The organism is Pedobacter cryophilus (assembly GCF_005116455.1).
Lineage (GTDB): Bacteria > Bacteroidota > Bacteroidia > Sphingobacteriales > Sphingobacteriaceae > Pseudopedobacter > Pseudopedobacter cryophilum.
The window spans coordinates 390464-408549 of the sequence record NZ_SWBP01000001.1 but is presented as its reverse complement, the minus strand read 5'-3'; the positions used below and the strand labels follow the sequence as shown (position 1 = coordinate 408549).

General features: G+C 33.3%; 17 protein-coding genes. 4 read left to right on the top strand and 13 right to left on the bottom strand.

Going from position 1 to position 18086, the window contains the following annotated elements; translation table 11 throughout:
- Window positions 1-41 precede the first annotated feature (41 nt).
- From FA046_RS01730 to FA046_RS01720, 3 genes are all read left to right on the top strand, one after another.
- Window positions 42-1496 (top strand): oligosaccharide flippase family protein, encoded by a 1455-nt coding sequence (locus FA046_RS01730; protein ID WP_136824639.1) that lies wholly within the window; start codon window positions 42-44, stop codon window positions 1494-1496.
- 534 nt (window positions 1497-2030) lie between these two features.
- Complete coding sequence (locus tag FA046_RS01725) at window positions 2031-3131, top strand: Wzz/FepE/Etk N-terminal domain-containing protein (RefSeq protein ID WP_136824638.1); 1101 nt, start codon at window positions 2031-2033, stop codon at window positions 3129-3131.
- Window positions 3132-4571 carry an O-antigen ligase family protein gene (locus tag FA046_RS01720; protein ID WP_136824637.1) on the top strand — a complete coding sequence of 480 codons (1440 nt, stop codon included), beginning with the start codon at window positions 3132-3134 and terminating at the stop codon, window positions 4569-4571.
- On the opposite strand, the gene FA046_RS01715 is transcribed toward FA046_RS01720, so the two are convergent.
- The 4 genes from FA046_RS01715 to FA046_RS01700 are packed head-to-tail and all read right to left on the bottom strand — an operon-like array spanning window position 4546 to window position 9070.
- Window positions 4546-5796, bottom strand: coding sequence for a PP2C family protein-serine/threonine phosphatase (locus FA046_RS01715; protein WP_136824636.1), 1251 nt, complete (start codon window positions 5794-5796; stop codon window positions 4546-4548). The genes FA046_RS01720 and FA046_RS01715 overlap by 26 nt on opposite strands.
- 51 nt (window positions 5797-5847) lie before the next feature.
- Window positions 5848-6963, bottom strand: a complete 1116-nt coding sequence (locus FA046_RS01710; protein ID WP_136824635.1) for an ABC transporter permease — start codon at window positions 6961-6963, stop codon at window positions 5848-5850.
- A gap of 18 nt (window positions 6964-6981) precedes the next feature.
- The gene (locus FA046_RS01705) at window positions 6982-8115 is read right to left on the bottom strand and encodes a glycosyltransferase family 2 protein (protein WP_225870860.1); all 1134 of its coding nucleotides are present in this window, start codon (window positions 8113-8115) and stop codon (window positions 6982-6984) included.
- Window positions 8096-9070 (bottom strand): lysylphosphatidylglycerol synthase domain-containing protein, encoded by a 975-nt coding sequence (locus tag FA046_RS01700; RefSeq protein ID WP_136824634.1) that lies wholly within the window; start codon window positions 9068-9070, stop codon window positions 8096-8098. Before FA046_RS01700 ends, FA046_RS01705 begins: the two co-directional genes overlap by 20 nt.
- Window positions 9071-9119: 49 nt before the next feature.
- Between FA046_RS01700 and ruvC the strand changes: the two genes are divergently transcribed.
- Window positions 9120-9686, top strand: a complete 567-nt coding sequence (ruvC, locus tag FA046_RS01695; RefSeq protein ID WP_136825298.1) for a crossover junction endodeoxyribonuclease RuvC — start codon at window positions 9120-9122, stop codon at window positions 9684-9686.
- A 3-nt stretch (window positions 9687-9689) separates the two neighbouring features.
- On the opposite strand, the gene FA046_RS01690 is transcribed toward ruvC, so the two are convergent.
- From FA046_RS01690 to rsmA, 9 genes are all read right to left on the bottom strand, one after another.
- On the bottom strand, window positions 9690-9911 hold the full coding sequence (locus tag FA046_RS01690) for a YgaP family membrane protein (protein ID WP_136824633.1): 222 nt from the start codon (window positions 9909-9911) through the stop codon (window positions 9690-9692).
- Window positions 9912-9959: 48 nt separating this feature from the next.
- Window positions 9960-10253 (bottom strand): chaperone modulator CbpM, encoded by a 294-nt coding sequence (locus tag FA046_RS01685; protein ID WP_136824632.1) that lies wholly within the window; start codon window positions 10251-10253, stop codon window positions 9960-9962.
- The gene (locus FA046_RS01680) at window positions 10250-11146 is read right to left on the bottom strand and encodes a DnaJ C-terminal domain-containing protein (protein WP_136824631.1); all 897 of its coding nucleotides are present in this window, start codon (window positions 11144-11146) and stop codon (window positions 10250-10252) included. The genes FA046_RS01685 and FA046_RS01680 overlap by 4 nt, the downstream gene beginning before the upstream one ends.
- Before the next feature lie 367 nt (window positions 11147-11513).
- A complete protein-coding gene (locus FA046_RS01675; protein WP_136824630.1) occupies window positions 11514-14012 on the bottom strand; it encodes a cation-translocating P-type ATPase in 2499 nt (832 codons plus the stop codon).
- 130 nt (window positions 14013-14142) lie between these two features.
- Window positions 14143-14544 (bottom strand): HIT family protein, encoded by a 402-nt coding sequence (locus FA046_RS01670; protein ID WP_136824629.1) that lies wholly within the window; start codon window positions 14542-14544, stop codon window positions 14143-14145.
- A gap of 58 nt (window positions 14545-14602) precedes the next feature.
- Window positions 14603-15076, bottom strand: coding sequence for a transcription elongation factor GreA (greA, locus tag FA046_RS01665; protein ID WP_136824628.1), 474 nt, complete (start codon window positions 15074-15076; stop codon window positions 14603-14605).
- 132 nt (window positions 15077-15208) lie between these two features.
- Window positions 15209-16138, bottom strand: coding sequence for an NAD(P)-dependent oxidoreductase (locus FA046_RS01660; RefSeq protein WP_136824627.1), 930 nt, complete (start codon window positions 16136-16138; stop codon window positions 15209-15211).
- Window positions 16128-17165, bottom strand: coding sequence for a PDDEXK nuclease domain-containing protein (locus tag FA046_RS01655; protein ID WP_136824626.1), 1038 nt, complete (start codon window positions 17163-17165; stop codon window positions 16128-16130). Before FA046_RS01655 ends, FA046_RS01660 begins: the two co-directional genes overlap by 11 nt.
- A gap of 80 nt (window positions 17166-17245) precedes the next feature.
- Window positions 17246-18028, bottom strand: a complete 783-nt coding sequence (gene rsmA / locus FA046_RS01650) for a 16S rRNA (adenine(1518)-N(6)/adenine(1519)-N(6))-dimethyltransferase RsmA (RefSeq protein ID WP_136824625.1) — start codon at window positions 18026-18028, stop codon at window positions 17246-17248.
- Between the last annotated feature and the right edge of the window lie 58 nt (window positions 18029-18086).

Here is an 18086-nt window from a genome sequence, read left to right as displayed (position 1 = left end):
GCGGCTTAGCTTTTAAACATTTATTTTGCTGAAGAAATTATATGTCTAAAAAATTTGCAAGTCAGGTAGTTGTTTTAGTGTTGGTTAATTTAATCATTAAATTAATCTGGATTTTTGGGGTAGAAAGAGGAGTGCAAATTAGCGTTGGCTTTGCCGAATACGGACTTTATTACAGCCTTTTTAATTTCACTTTTATTTTAAGTGCAATTTCAGATCCTGGCCTCAGTAATTACCTTATCCACTCCTTATCTATTGATAAAATAAACACCGATCATTATTCTAGTCTGTTTTTTTTAAAGCTCTTTTTATCATTTGCTTTCTTTTTTATAGCCCTAAGTTTAGGTTATTTAATGGGCTACCGCGATGATTATTTTGAGCTTTTACTACTATTAAGTGTGTATCACTTTTTATGGTCGTTCTTAATTTATTTGAGAGGATATTTAAAAGCGCATCAATTATTTAATTTAGAAACCTTCTTTTCTGTTTTTGATAAAACACTGTTAATTGCCCTGTTTTTGCCTTTTCTTTATCTAAAAACAGATTTTATGAGTAGCATTTACTTTTTTGCGGTAAGTCAGGTTATTGCGATTTTGATAAGTATTGTGCTTTGTTTTTTTGTACTCAAAAGCAAAGGAATTGTGCTTTTTGATTTTAGAGATTTTAAGCCAGAGTTTTCTGTGTTAAAAAAAGTAGCACCTTTTGCCTTGTTCACTTTCTTGGTTTTGGCTTACAATAAAATAGATACCATTATGCTAGATAAAATGTTGATTAACGGACAATTAGAGACGGGTATTTACGCGGCTGCTTATCGCTTATTAGATGCTTCTAATATGTTGCCTATTTTATTTGCTTCTTTATTTTATCCGGTTGTAAGCCAATATTTAGCCCTAAAAAAGGACATTTCCAAACTGGTAAATGTGAGTTTTGAAGTTTTATTTAGTTTATCAATTATTATTGCTTTTGCTTGTTGGTTTTACAAAACCGAGCTGATGTTTTTTATTTATGGAACAAAAAGTAGCGTTTATTTAGCACAAATTTTTGGGGTATTAATGTTTAGCAGTCCTTTAGTTGTGCTGTTTTATATTTTTAGTACAGTGCTTACAGCTAATCAAAACTTAAAGGTTTTGAATTTAATTTCTGCTTCGGGCTTGCTGCTTAACTTTTTTATCAATCTTTTTTTAATTCCAAAACACCAGGCGCTTGGAGCTGCAATTAGCACCTTAATATCTCTATTTTGGGTGGGTTTGTTATATTTTTTATATTATTATCGATACTTTAAATCTGCAATAAATTTAAATACAGTATTTAAAATGAGTGCTCTTATAGGTCTGTTATTAGGCACTGGTTATATTTTAACTTTTACAAACTTTAATTGGTTATTAGGCTTAGCAATTTATCTCATCTTAGCTCTTTCTTATACATTATTATTGAGGTTGTTCTCCATTAAAAAAATAAAGAATTTAATTAAAATAGAAGCCATTGAAGGAATCAATTGACCTTTCTTTTTATATTCACCAAAATAATTGTTAGCGGTAAACTAAACCCGACATGAACGAAATCAGAAATAGAATTTTAAGACAGCTGGCAATCTTCGTGATATATTTCTTTTTTAGTTCGCTTTTCTTATTCAATCATTCTGGTGGAGCCGACATTATTTTCTATTTTATTATTATAGTTTGCATGTTATTTCACGCTATTTTAATTTTAGTAAAATGTGCTAAGGACTCGAAAGAAGACTATAATAGAAGATGGAATTGGATAGATTTTTTAGGGTTTTGTGTAATCATTTTGATTTTTGGAATCTGTTCAAGCTCCTATTTGGACATTATGTGGAAATTAACTAAATCTTTAAAATAGAACAATGAGAAAGGCAACCACTAACAGCAAGTTTAATCTATGGCTAGGCAAGGTGCTCACTTTGCCTGCATTGCAAATTAACTATGTTTGCGCAAACATAGAAAGCAATGATGTAAATCGGGCACAACTTAAACTTGCAAACCGTTTAACCACTTTACCATCCTAACTTAATTATGCAATCAGAAGAACTCCAACAGTTTAACCTTATAGCTATTACCAAGGTTGGGATTAAGTATCGTAAGCATATTATCATTTTCACTTTAATAGGCGCTGTATTAGGCATTATCTTAAGCTTTGTAATTAAGCCTAAATATGAGGCTTTCACCATATTTTATGCGCCGGCTAACAGTTCTATTTCTAAATCTGTTTTAGATAACAACAACCTAGAAGGCTTAATGGAATTTGGGTCTGAAGAGCAAACCGATCAAATGCTGCAAATCTTAAATTCTGATCAGATCAAAGAAAAAGCAATTCAAAAGTTTAACCTGATAGAACATTACGGGATAGATAAAAACGATAAATACGTAATCACTAAAGTAAAAAGGAAATTTGAAAGTAATGCCGAATTTAAGCGTACAGATTATTTAGCGGTAAAAATCACCATTACGGATGAAAACCCAGATTACGCGGCTAATATGGCTAATTATGTAGGTTATATTTTAGACAGTTTAAAAACCAACATTCAACAACAAAGAACCAAACAAGCTTTTGAAATCATAAAAATTCAATACTTTTCTAAGAAGAAGGAATTAGATTCGCTACAAAATGTTTTAACTGGCTTAAGGCAAAAAGGGATTTATGATTATTTGGCACAATCTGAAGTGTTAACTATTGCTATTGTAAAAGCCGAAACTCAATTGCAAGAAGAAGAAGCTAGAGTAAAAGTTTATGATGCTTATAAAAGCAAATTACCTGATACCACCATTATTAGGGCAAAGGGCAGGTTAGCCGCAGCTAAAGCAGCTATTAGTTCTTTAAAACCACGTATAGAAACTTTTGGAAAGTATAGTGGAGATTACGTGGAGAATGAAGCCTTATTTGAAAAGCAAAAAGAAGCATTGGCCATTTTGCAAAACAAATACGAAAACGCTCAGGTAGATTTTGGTCAATCTATTAACCAAAAATTTATTATTGATAAAGCTCAAAAGCCTGAGATGAAATCATATCCAAACAGGTTATTAGTGGTTTTAATTACCACCTTAGTTGCATTCTTAATCGGGTTGTTTATGGCTATTTATAACGATATCATTCTGCCGAATTTTAAGAAAGCTTAAATGCAAACATTAGCCGTTAAAAGGTTTTACAGCTATGGTTTAGGATTGCTTTTATTGGCCATTTACTTAGCCTATTCGCAGTTAATTTTAACAGCTTTAATATTGCCGGCATTATTATTTGGCTTATGTTTAGTGTTACTTTCTTTAGATAAAATCCTTTTATTAATTGCTTTTTGTACGCCCTTTTCGGTTAAAATACTGATTGGAAATTCGGGAATTAATTTAATAGATGAGCCTTTAATGCTGGTGATGATGTTGGTGTTTTTCATCAAATTATTTGAGCAATCTCTCCTTATTAAAGAACAACTAAAACACCCGCTAACATTAGCTATTAGTATCAATTTACTTTGGGTTTTGTTCACTACAATAACCAGTAGTATGCCTTTAGTCTCGTTTAAATTCTTTATCGCCAGATTATGGTTTATAGTTACTGGTTTTTTTTGGGGAAGCATTTTGTTTAATCAACCAAAAAAAATAAAAGCTTTTTTATTGGCATTTGGTTTAGGATTAACGGTGGTTGTTTTTTATACTTTTAGCAAGCACTATTTAAAAGGCTTTAGCCAAGATGATGCAAATAAAGTGATGAAACCTTTTATGGATGATCATACCATTTATGGTGCTGTTTGCGCTATTGTTTTGGTTTACAGCCTTATTATTACTTGGTATAAAAACTCGGGAGTGAATTTTACCGAACGTTTATTGGCTTTTTTTATCAGCGGATGCGCCTTAGTTGGTGTTGTTTTCTCTTACTCAAGAGCGGTTTGGCTGAGTATTGCTTTTGCTTTTGTGTTTTACTTGATTTTGAAACTAAAAATCAGGTTTAAAACCTTAGTGCTTTCTTTTGTAATTATTTTAAGCGTTGCTTTTATTTATCAAGATGAAATTTATCAGCAGTTAAGATTTAATAAAACGGCATCTGGAAAAAGTTTACAAGGCGATATCAAGTCTATTGCCAATGTAAAAACAGACGAATCTAATGTAGAGCGTTTAAATCGATGGGAAGCAGGTTGGCGAATGTTTAAAGAAAAACCTTTTTTAGGCTTTGGTCCGGGGACTTACATGTTTAAATATTCGCCCTATCAAAGAGCACATGAAATGACTTCTATAAGTACCACACAAGGTACCATGGGAAACATACATAGTGAGTATTTTGGACCTTTAGTAGAAAGTGGAATATTTGGTTTGTTGACTATGCTTTTTGTTTTTGGGATTTACATTCAAACCTTAATGAAAACCTATTATCAAACGGTAAATAGAGAAGTAAAAATGTTGAGTTTAGCGTTGTTGCTGAGTTTAATGACCTATTTTTTTCATGGCCTGATGAATAATTTTTTAGATCAGGATAAAGCCGCAGTTATTTTTTGGGCGATGATGGGAATGTGTATTGCGATAGCAATTAGGCATAAAGCCGATGTTAATGAAACTTTAAAGATAAAATAGTGATATCATCAGATGCTTCACTTTGGTGTCTTAAATCTTCAATTTTTTCCATTAATAAATGGTGAATTTCCTTTAAATCTTCGTCTTTATTGTTTGATAAAAATTCCATTAAATCATCTTCAGATAAAGATTGTTCTTCATCACCATCAAACTCAATAATACCATCTGTGTAGTTAAAGATGATGGCTTCTGCCTCAATAGTAATTTCTCCTTCGTTCACAAACGGAAGCTCATCAAAAACCCCAATCATGGTGGTTCCTTTTTTTAGAGGGGTAATGCTGTTGTTTTGAATCACCAAAGAGGCATTATGCCCAGCATTTATATAATTTACTGTACGAGTAATTTTATTGTAAACACCAATAAAAAGAGTGATAAACCTATCTCCTTTGGTATTGTTAAACACTACCTGATTTAGTCTTTCAATTAAATCTGTAAGGCTCATGTCTAAAGAAACCAAAGCTCTTAAACTAGCCTGAAAGTTTGCCATAATTAATGCTGCCGAGATTCCTTTACCAGAAACATCAGCCACGCACCATAAAAATTTATCATCGTTAAGCTGTATGAAATCAAAAAAATCGCCACCAATGCTTTGGTGCGGACGATAAATAGCCTCTACATCTACCACCAGGTTACTGGGCAGTTTTTGCGGAATGAGCATGTTTTGTACTTGGCTAGCTAACTCAACTTCACGCTGTAAACGTTCTCGGTGTAAACGTTCTTTAAAAAGCTTTTTATTTTCAAAAGCAACAACTATTACATTAATTAAGGTTTGTATGTAATCTATTTTATTGTTCACTAATTTTTCATCAGCTTCAAAATCTCCAACTAGTACAAAAGCCAAAGCTTCATCTTTATGATGTACCGGAATAAAAAAATCGTAAGCATTAATTAATGGATGGGGATGATCAGTAATTGGGATAGGAATTTTTAATTCGGCTAGTTCGGCAGCAATGTATTGTAGATCTTCAAAAGATTCTAGCTCGCCACCAAAATTAGAAACGCAATGAAACTCATCAATGTTTTGAAGTAACAACCTGAATTTTTTAATTCTCAGATTGCTCATCATAATCATTTGCAGCATCTCTATCAATGTTTCACTTGGTACATTGCTATTGATTGCTCTGGTAATTTCTAATAAAGCATTAAGCTCAGCTTGCCTTTTAAGCAAAAGTTCAATCAGATCTATTTGATCCTCATTTTCTGATGAATTTTCTTTTGATGTCAAATCGATTTTTTAGAACTTATCGAAAGTAATTAATCATTTGAAAAACTACAACTAAACATTTGTATTTTGTGATTTAACATCGAATAAATCTCGTAAACCTAAGGTAATGAGATTAAAAGAATATACTGTTAACATGATCATTAACCCGGGAATGAGGGCTAAATACGCCGCGTCAATAATAATATAGCCGTAATGTTCTTTAATCATTCCTCCCCAAGTAGGCATTGGTGGCTGAGCGCCAAAGCCTAAAAAACTTAATCCGGCTTCTAACAAAATGGCCGACGCAAAATTAGAGGCTGCCACAACTAAAATTGGTCCAACAATATTGGGTAAAATATGCCTGTAAATAATTCTCGTATTTCCGAAGCCTAAAGATTTTGCAGCTTCAATAAATTGAGCATTTTTCATGGCTAAAACTTGGCCTCTTACTAACCTTGCAACTTCTACCCACATAGATAAACCTACAGCAATAAATACTTGCCAAAAGCCTTTACCTAGAGCAAATGAAATGGCAATTACTAAAAGTAAAGCAGGTAAAGACCATATCACATTCATTAACCAGCTGATAGAGGCATCGGTTTTTCCGCCAAAATAACCTGCGGTTGCGCCCAAACTAATTCCTAAAATTAAGCTAATAAGTACGGCCATAAAACCTACCATTAAGGATATTCTAGAACCTATAATTATTCGGCTTAATAAATCTCGGCCATAAATATCAGTGCCTAACCAATAAGTTTTTTTAATAATATAATCAGCCTTAATTTTTTGGATGTTGTTTGATTGAAAAGTTTTTAAAGGAAGCGCTACTAATTCGCCGGCTTCATCTCCGCCAATGTATTCGCGGTAAATCAGCTGGTTTTTATGGAAACGATATTCAGAAACAGGAATTTCATCAAATTGAGTAGTTTGCCCAAAAAGCATTTTATTTAAAAAATTTTGGCTTTCTGGTTGTGGGCTTTTTGGAATTTTGAGTAGTGTAAAAGTTTTTCCTGGTTTTTCTATGTTGAGTGGTAAATTCATTTTATTAGCCATTGGGCTATCATCAGGCGTAATTAAATAGCCAATTACTGAAATTAAAGTAATCAATATGATGAATACTAAACCCGCAACAGAAAGCTTATTTCTTTTAAATTTTTTCCAATCGCTTTTTTGAGGATGACTATTCACAAGCTATATTTTCATTATTTATTTAACCATTCTGCCTTTCCAGTGATATTTTCCAGAATTGCCTGCCAAGCCTATATAAATAAAATAAGCTACGTGTAAAAAGGTAAGAAATGTAAGGTAATAAAGTAAACTTTTTCTTTTAGCAAAAGTGGTAAGAGGCTCTAGATAAAAGAGTTCGGCAATAAATTTAATTACAAATTGGATGAAGACTAATTTTAGTAAATCTGGAAAAAATAGGCCTAAAATTAAATTGGTTGCTAAAGAGACATTAAAAAGCCAAATGGCAATGGCTAAAAACATCATTTTTTTGTCTTTATACTTTACGCTTTTACTGGCCCATCTTTTTCTTTGCTGTATAAATTCCTCAACTGTTGCTTTGCCATGCGTGTAAACTATGGCATCTTCTGCTTTGCAAAAACCAATGCTGCCCGGGTAGGCAAGTGCTACTTTGTGTAAAAACAACTCATCATCGCCAGATGCTAAATCATCAATGCCTTTAAAGCCATCTAACTTTATAAACACTTCTTTTTTATAAGCTAAATTTGCTCCGTTACAGGTAGAAGGTACTTTATTCCCAATTCCAGCGGCTCCCAAGCCTATCAGGTATAAAAATTCTAAAGTTTGTAATCTTTCAAAAAGACTGCGTTCTTCAAAATAAATTACCGGTGAGCTAATTAAATTATAATTATTTTGATCGTAATAATTTACAATGGTGCTTAACCAATTTTTACCCATTCGGCAATCTGCATCAGTGGTAATAATTAATTCGCCTGTTGAAATTTGAATAGCTTCGGCAATAGCCTTCTTCTTGTAAGAATTTAAAGGTTCTTTTTCATTAAGCTTAATAAGTTTTACTCCTTGTGGAGCATAGCTGGCTATAATTTGAGAGGTGCTATCTGTAGAATGATCATCTACAATAATAAGTTCAAAAAGCTCTTTGGGATAGTTTTGAGCAATAATATCTTCTATAGTCAGGTGTATTTTATCTTCCTCGTTTCTGGCGGCAATTAAAATAGAAACCTTAGTGGCAGGGCTAATATTTGCTTTTTGAAAGGGAAGTATTTTTAACCAACCACTTCTTAAAAAAAGGACTAAAAAGGCGTACAAAAATGTAAGCAGCAGAGAAATTATACTAACGATTGTTGTTGCCAAAGAAATTGAGTTTAAACACAAAGAAAGAGCCTAAAATAGCAGGGATAATAAGATTTACAAACCATATTAAAGCTGTTGAAGCCATTATAGCAATTTCTTGGTGGGTAATATAGCCAAAAAAATAGGTTGCTGTTAAGCTTCGCACCCCAATATCTAATAAATCTAAAGAAGGTAAAGCCGATTGTATAAAAAACAGAATCAATACCATTAAAGCTGATGGAAAAAATGGAATATCAGCAATTAATAAATGAATAACTAATAAGTATTGGGTGGTAAATACCGCAAACCTACTTAAGCTGTACAGCATTACTTTTGTTAATTCTATTTGATGATATCTGTTTAAAACTGAAAAGTATTTTTTAAATCTTTTAAGAAATCCAATGTTATTTAACAAGCCTTCTAACCACCTGATATTAAAATAGAACAAGATAAAGAACAAACAAAATATAAATACCAAAAAGCAAAAAGCAGTAAAAAGCCAAGCATGTAAGGGTATAAAATTATAGATAAACCATAATAAAGAAAGAGAGCCTAAAACATTGGTAATCACCATTTGCGCAATGTGACCAACACTCATGGCAACCATTCCTTGAATTCTTTTTCGGGGTGATAAAAAGAAGATTCTTCCGCCATATTCTCCAATGCGGTTTGGGGTGAAAACGGCCCAGGTTAAACCACAAAAAACAGATTCTATGGCTTTATAAAGGCTAATTTTCTCTACTTTACTAATGAGGTATTGCCACTTTAAGCTCTCTAGAAACCAGTTAAGCAGCATCAATAAAAAAATTAAAGAGATTACCAACGATACATTTGAGGTATTGAGCTGATTAATAAGTTGTAAAAAATTTTTAAGATTTTGATTATCTGACAGTTTTTCATAAATAAATACCGCAGCAAGAGACACAATAATTGTCTTTATGATGTAGCTGAATATTTTTTTTTGTGACTTGGTCAAACCCTATAGAATTTGTGCAATGTTAAGAATTTACCTTAATATTGCTTTCATGTTGAGAGAAAAATCCAAAGAACGTATTATTTTAGGAATAGATCCGGGTACTGCGGTAATGGGTTATGGGGTGCTAAAAGAAACCGGAAATCAAATTGAATTATTGAGTTTGGGCGTGGTAAAAATGACTCATTTAGATGATCATTTTTTAAAACTACAACGCATTTTTGAAAGAACCAGCAGTTTAATAGAACAATATAAACCAGATTGTATGGCTTTAGAAGCGCCATTTTATGGTAAAAACATACAGGTAATGTTAAAATTAGGAAGAGCGCAAGGTGTAGCCATGGCGGCTGGCTTAGCTAAAGGACTTCCGATTTTTGAATATTCGCCAAAAAAAGTAAAACAATCTATCACCGGAAACGGAAGCGCCACCAAAGAGCAGGTTGCCGCTATGCTTAAACAACTTTTAAAATTTACCGAAACTCCAGAATTTTTAGATGCTACAGATGGTTTAGCAGTGGCTGTTTGTCATTCCTTCCAAAAAATATCTACTGCTGGTACCGGTAAAAGCTATAGCGGTTGGGAAGCTTTTGCTAAAGACAATCAAAAAAGAATGAAATAGTGCTTACTTAACTAAATCTCTACTTTTTGTTGAACAAGAATTCCATCCAAACAAGGTGTAAAGCGGGCAAAAGCTAATTAAAGATGTAAGAACAAATACTGCTGCAAAAACCATTAAAATAATGCCTAATGTACCGGTAATGATGTTGTTGAAATAAAGTAAAGCAATAGTTGCAGCGATAATTATTCTGATTATACGGTCTGCATTTCCCATGTTTTTTTTCATAATTTTTGTGTTTTAATATTTATGATCAGCGTTTAATAGCATTTTTTGTTAACTCTCATATAAACGTAACCTGTTTTTTGTTATCATTAACTCGTTTTGTAAATCTTGTATTCTTTCTAAAAGATTAAAAACCACATCAATTCCTTCTACATTAACTTCTAATTCATGATGCAGCCTAATCATTTTTTCTACCACCGTTATTTTATCTTGTTGGATATAGAAAGATTGGTCTAATACTTCTACTTCAATTAATCCCATTTCAACTAAGGTGTTAAAAAAAGATATATCTACTTGGTAATGGCTACTCAAAGTATTTAATGAGATGAAGTTTTCTGTGTTCATGGCGTTCTTAATTTTTGAAGCTCCATAAATAATTCCTTTTCTTTTTCGCTTAAAACAGTAGGAATAGTAATTTGATAGGTAATGTATAAATCTCCAAATACCCCTTCTTTTTTATAAACAGGAAATCCTTTTCCTTTGAGTTTTACTTTTGTTCCATTTTGAGTGCCTGGGCTTACCTTAAGTTTTACCTTACCATCAAAAGTATCTACGGTGATTTCTCCGCCTAATATTGCGGTATATAAGTCTAAATCAACAGTGCTGTATAAGTTTTCTTCATCACGTTTAAAAGCGGTGTGATTTGCAAGAGAAAATTTAATATCTAAATCTCCTTTAGGGCCACCATTTACGCCTTCGCCACCGTAACCTTTAATTTTTATAACCTGCCCATTTTTTACTCCCGCCGGAATGGTTAATCTAATGTTTCGTCCGTTTACCGTTAAAGTTCTTTGATGCGTGGTATAAACATCTTTTAAATCTAAGTGCAATTCTGTTTGGTAATCTTGCCCCTTATATTTTACTTGGCCTCCTCCTCTAGATCTAGCTCCTCCACCAAACATCGATTCAAAAAAGTCGGTAAAATCATTTTCAGATCCTCCGCCGCCATTAGCTTGCTGGCCTCTGTTACCTCCACCATATTGCTGTTGACCTGCTCGCTCGTACTGCTCCGCATTTTTCCAGTCTTTGCCGTATTTATCGTATTTTTTTCGGTTCTCGGCGTTACTCAAAACCTCATTAGCCTCGTTTATTTCTTTGAATTTTTTTTCTGCTTCCTTATTTTCGGGGTTTAAATCAGGGTGGTATTTTCTAGCTAACTTTCTGTAAGCTTTTTTAACAGCATCATCAGTTGCTTTTTTATCAATTTCTAATATTTTGTAATAGTCTATAAATTCCATTTACCTGATTTTTTTTCTATTTGAATTGATGTGTTTTTAAAATTATGTTTCTTTAATGAAGGTTGTTAAATTTTAACACTTTTTAATTCCGTTGGGCTTTAAAAGCTGTTTTTTTAATAAAAACTAATATAAGTATAGTTGATTATTTATAAGATGATAAGTATCATTTATTAAGCTTTTCTTAGTCATCAAATAAATTTTCCCTATTGTTTTACAAGCTTTTTGTTTGATTATTAAGGCTTTTGCGTTAGCGGGTGTAAGGGATTTGCCTTTTGGCAAATGTGCGTAGCACCGTAACGAAGTGAAGCCCTGCAAAACGCGACCCTTTTCTGGGGAACGCCCAAATAAAAAACATACGCTTAGCTCATTATTTGCTCAATCTTTTTTTCCATTTCACCAATTCGTACCATATTACAGATAAGAAACCTATGCCTGCACTTATGCTTATAGCTGATAAAGAAAGCCTTTGGAAACCAAAAAATTTGGTAAAAGGAGGGATGAAAAGTAAGCAGGCTAAAAACACTAGCGTAATTCCAATAATTAACGCTACTAAGTTGTTTTTATACTTTAGTGTGGTTAAAACCGAATAATAGAATGAGCGATTGACTAGCGTAAGGAAAACATTTGCAAAAATGAGGGTGCTAAAAACTAATGCCCGCGTACTGTCTTCATTTAAGCCGTTATAAACTGCAAATTGATACGCTGTTAAAGTTCCAGCGGTAATCATTAAGCCTTGTACAACACTTGTTGCCAGTTCTTTCCAATTAAAAAAAGTATTGGTAAATGGCCTTGGTTGTTGAATCATGGTGTTTTTTTCCATGGGCTCGTTTTCAAATATGATAGAGCAGGTGGGACCCATAATCAACTCTAATAAAATAACGTGAATGGGCGAAAAAATATTAGGATAAAGCCAGCCTAGCGCCAAAGGAATAAATACGGTGAGGATGATAGGGATATGAATAGAAATGATGTACTGAATGGCTTTTTTGAGGTTGGTATATATTTTTCTGCCCATGGCTACGGCATCTACCATGCTGGCTAAATCATCTTCCATTAAAATTAAGGAGGCGGCCTCTTTAGCAATCTCAGTCCCTTTTTTACCCATTGCAATACCAATATGAGCGGCTTTAAGTGCTGGTCCATCGTTTACGCCATCACCTGTCATGGCTACAATTTCTTGCTTGGCCTTTAAGGCATTAATAATTTTGAGCTTAGCATCTGGAAACATCCGGGTAAAAATATTGGTATCATAAACTTTTTGGATCAGTTCGCCATCTGTTAAAGCCATCAATTCATCGCCGGTAAGGCTTTTTTCATAACCTTTAAAGCCAATTTGTTTAGCAATTGCGGTGGTGGTTAGGGCATTGTCTCCGGTAATAATTTTTACCAGAATGCCGGCTTTATAAAAATCTTGTAGAACTTTTTTTATGTTTTTCTTTGGAGGATCATAAAAGGCAATGAGCCCTTTAAAATTAAATTTAAATTCTTGTTGCTTCGACGGGAATTGAGTTCCTTCAAAATGAGTTTCTCCAATGCCTAATACCCTGTAACCTTCAGATGATAGAAGCTGAATAGCTTTCTCAATTTGTTTTTTTTCTACCTCGTTAAGGTTGCAAACGTTTATTAACGCTTCGGCAGCGCCTTTTGTAGCAATAATTCTTTCTTTAGCTTCATTTTCAAAAATATGTGTCATCATGGGTGGTTTACCACTCAGCGGATATTCATGAATCATTTTAAAAGCCTGCCTTTGATCTGAAGAAGTGGTTTTTTGGTAAACTTCATGCAAGGCAACTTCCATGGCATCAAAAGGAATAGGTTCGCTGGCCCACATCGCCAAACGAATGAGGTCTTTTTCTTCATCCGAGTTGATGTTTTCTGCATCAGTTATTTTTTGATTAGAAAGCAGGTAAAGTTTTGCTAAACTCATTTTATTTTCTGTGATGGTGCCGGTTTTATCCACACAAATTATGGTAGCGCTACCTAAAGTTTCTACGGTTTTCATTTGTTTAACGATAATGCCCATTTTCATCAATCGCCAAGCACCTAAAGCCATAAATGTGGTAAATGCTACCGGAATTTCTTCGGGTAAAATACTCATAGCCAGGGTAAGGGCTTTAATTAAGCTATCTAATACACTTAAAGATTGAGCGTAATTTATAGCCCAAACAATTAAGAAAACAATTGCCCCCGCAATTACCATTTTCTTTACAAAATCACTGATTTGGACTTCTAATGGAGTTTTTTCTTCTTTAATTCCCTCCAAACTTTTGCCAATAGCACCTAGTTTTGTTTGATTTCCAATAGCTGTAACAGTAGCAATGGCCAAACCACCAGCTACGGCAGTTCCCTGGTAAATAAAATGATCATCTTTAGACTGGTCTTTTTCTACTGATAAAGATTCGCCGGTAAGGATAGATTCATTGACCGAAAAATCATTAGAATGTATAATTTCTCCATCAGCACTTATCGAAGTGCCTTCTTCTACCATTAAGCTATCGCCTAATACCAAATCTTCACTTTTTATTTCTACTACTTCTCCATTTCTGATGACTTTACATTTGGGTTGCGTAAAGTCTTTGAGTTTTTCTAATGCATTTCTACTTCTTGAATCTTGATAAAGCGAAATAGTGGCCACTAAAACTACTGCCGAAGCCAAAAAAAAGCCATCACCAACATCGCCGCTTATAAAATATACTGACGATGCCACCAAAAGTAAAATCACCATGGGTTCTTTTGCAATGCTTTTAAGGGCATCTAAAAAGCTGTTTTCTTTTTTATAGTCTAAAACATTTTGTCCGTTTTTTTCTCTCGAAGCAAGAACTTGTGCGTCGGTTAATCCTTTAATATCAAAATGATTGGCAGGCATAAATTTGGTTGATATTTTTATCTAATTTATCTATTCTTTTTAGATAATGCTTTCTAGAAGCGGTGTTTAGAAAGAATCTAAGGAATTAACCGCAAACAAAAATGGCAACCTTTTGGGTTGCCATTAATATTTAACTTTCTTTAAGTGCCTCTAAAATTTTGAGTGCTACTTCACTTAATTCTTTTTCGGTAGGATTTAGCTTAGGCTGACTAAAATTCATATCGGCAATTCCATTAATTGGAATTAAATGGATGTGTGCATGTGGCACTTCCAAACCAATAACAGTGATTCCTATTTTTTTGCAGTGCATGGCTTTTTTTAAAGCCGTAGCTACCACTTTAGCAAAAATCATTAAGCCAGTATATTGCTCATCATCTAAATCAAAAATATAATCAACTTCGGTTTTAGGAATCACCAAAACATGACCCGCTCTTAATGGGTTGATATCTAAAAAAGCCAGATAATCTGAAGTTTCGGCCACTTTATGTGCCGGTATTTCTCCAGAAACTATTTTGCTAAATATGGTTGACATGAAATGGTTGGTTAATTAGTCTTGATTCTTACGTCTTAAATCTTGATTTTTTTAAAAACTATCTTGAAATTTCTAAAATCTCAAACTCTATAACCCCAGCAGGTACAGTAATTTCTATTTTGTCTCCAACAGATTTGCCTAACAAACCTTTAGCAATTGGCGATTTTACTGAGATTTTACCAGTCTTCATATCCGCTTCGTTTTCTGAAACTAGTTGATAAGTCATGGTTGTATCGTTTTTGGTATTTTTTATTTTTACGATAGATAAAGCCAACACCTTTGAAGTATCTAATTTAGATTCGTCAATTAAGCGAGCAGAAGCTAATATATTTCCTAACTGGGCAATTTTAGTTTCATGATGACCTTGCGCCTCTTTTGCTGCATCATATTCGGCGTTTTCAGATAAATCACCTTTGTCTCTTGCCTCGGCAATAGCAGCAGATATTTTTCTTCGTCCTTCAGTCTTTAAATAATGTAATTCTTCTTTTAGTTTTTCTAAACCTTCTTTGGTAAAATAAGCTACCTCTGTCATCTTCTTCCTTTTTAATTGGTTATTGACTAAAAGAGCCTGGACATTGCCAAGCTCTAAAAAACAAACAAGACTACATTTGCTTTACGCATACATAGTCTTGTTTCTAATTATACGAAGATATAAATTTAGAATTTATAATTCCAAATTTTTAAGCTTGAGCGCTAATACCTCTGATATTTTCCGATATGAATCAAAAGTCCAGCCACCAATGTGTGGGGTTAATATGAGTTTTCCTTCGGTAATTAAATCTTCATAAAATGCTTCCTTAGCTAAATTTGGGAATTTCTCTGTTTCTAAAACGTCTAAACCGGCACCTAATATTTTACCGTTTTTAATGCCTTTTAAAACAGATGATGTATTCACTATTTCGCCTCTGGCGGTGTTTAAGAAAAATATGGGGCGTCTAAAATGTAAAAGATATTCATCATTTACCATTTGCTTGGTTTCTTTGGTAAGTGGAATATGCAAGCTCAAAACATCGGCGTGTTTTACCACTTCTTCCATACTTACCTCATTGGCAAATTCATCAGAAAAACCTGTTTTATACTTATCATAGGCAATTACATTTACCTCAAAACCTTTTAATTTTTTAGCAAAACTTTGTCCCATGTGTCCGTAACCTATAATAGCTACGGTTTTGCCTTTTAGCTCGTAACCGCGGTTACCTTCTCGGTCCCAAATTTGTTTTCTAATTTCTATATCTGCTTTTCTAAAATTATTCATCAGCGAAAGCAATAAACCTGTAGCATGCTCGCCAACGGCATCAGAATTTCCTTCGGGCGCATTAATGAGTTGGATATTTTTTTCATCGGCGTAAGCTACTTCAATATTATCCATTCCGGCACCAGCCCTAGCAACAAATTTTAGGTTTGGCGCAGCGTCTATCACTTCTTTATCTACCCTAAATTTGGTTCTAATGGCTAAACCAATATAGTTTGGAAGAATTTTTAGAACTTCTTCTTTTTTGATAAGCGGTAAATCATCTACCTCAAAACCTAAATCTTCTGCGGCCAACTTAAAAGCTGGATGCAAATCATCAACTATTAATATTTTATTGCTCATCTATTCTTTTGTTTTGAGCTATTTCAATTGCTCTGTTTAATCTATTAAGTAAAATTTCTTTTGATGGTAAAATGGTGAAATAATCTGCTACTTTGATATTGCTTTTATGGAGTTGTAATAACTCAACATGTTCTGGATTTTTACCCGCACATAAGATTAATCCAATGGGAGGATTTTCTCCTTCAATAGTTTCATATTTCTCTAAATAAGCTAAATATAACTCCATTTCACCTTTATGGGAAGCATCAAACTCACCAATTTTTAAATCAATAGCTACTAAAGATTTTAATCTTCGGTGATAGAAAAGTAAATCGATATAATAATCTCTATTATCAATCATTAACCTTTTTTGTCGAGCAACAAAAGCAAAATCAGAGCCTAGCTCAGAAATAAACCTTTGTAACTCTGCTAAAATTGCCAACTCTAAATCATTTTCTGAATAAGTGTCTTTTAGACCTAGGAAATCTAAAAAGTAAGGGTCTCTAAAAACTAAATCTGGCGTGATTTGATTTTTATTGGATAGGCGTTCTAACTCTCTTTTTATGGTTTCTTCTGGCCTTTTACTGATAGCAGTACGCTCATAAAGCATGGAGTTGATTTTATCTTGCAAAGTTCTTGTGCTCCACTTTTCTATTTTACACATTTCTATGTAAAACATTCTCTTCAACTCTTCATCAATAGGAATTAAGATTTTTATGTGAGACCAACTTAATTGCCGTATCAATGAAACGGCAATTTCATGGTTTGTAAAAACTGTTGCAAACTGAATCATTCTTCGAAGATTTTTTTCAGAGAATGAATTCCCATAATCTAATTCCAATTGTCGCCACAGTGTAGCGACAATTTGTTTTCCATATTCTGCTCTAGTATCTTTTAAAATTTCAGTATTAATTTTTTTGCCAATTTGCCAATAAAGCATAGTCATGGTAGAGTTAACTGCAATAGAAACCTGTTGCCTACTATCTTCTATAAGCGTTTTAATTTCGCTTACTAAGTTTTCCTTTTGCTCTAAATTATTTTGCTTCATTTTTTAATGAATTTGAATAATCGCTTCTGCAGCCAACTTAAAAGCTGGATGCAAATCATCAACTATTAATATTTTATTGCTCATTTTAATTTTAAACTAATATTTTGAGTCAACTCTACAAAATCATTTACACTTAAACGCTCGGCTCTTAAAGTCCAAACATTTTGGTCGTCTTGTTTTTCTTTTGGGATAATACCAGATAAAGCGTTACTCAAAGTTTTTCTTCGCTGATTAAAACCTGCTTTTACCACCTGCCAAAATAATTTTTCATCACAATTTAAATGTAAAGCTTCGTTTCTGCTCAACCTAATTACTGCAGAAAGCACCTTTGGTGGTGGATTAAAAACGCCAGCTTTCACCGTAAATAAATACTCACACTTAAAATATGCTTGCAGAAAAACACTTAAAATGCCATACTCTTTGGTGCCCGGTTTTGCGGTACAACGCTCGGCCACTTCTTTCTGAAACATGCCTACTACTTCGGGTACTTGGTTTCGGTTATCTAAAATTTTAAATAAAATTTGAGAACTAATGTTGTAAGGAAAGTTTCCAATAATGGCAAAAGCCGATGGAAAAACACTTTTAAAATCAAGATGAAGAAAATCTGCATTTAATAATTTATCTCCTAAATCGGGATATTTTTTTTGGAGGAATAAAAACGACTCCTTATCAATATCAATTAAAAAAGTTTCGTATTCTTTTTTTTGTAATAGAAAATCAGACAAAACACCCATTCCGGGGCCTACTTCCAATACTTTATCATAAGCATTATGATGAATCAGGCTGTTTACAATCTTTTCTGCAATGTTTTTATCGGTTAAAAAATGCTGCCCTAAATGTTTTTTTGCTTTTACCAGACTCATATTTATGTAAAGATGAACTACAAATTACGGAAAGTTTAATCTTTAAAATCAACATTCA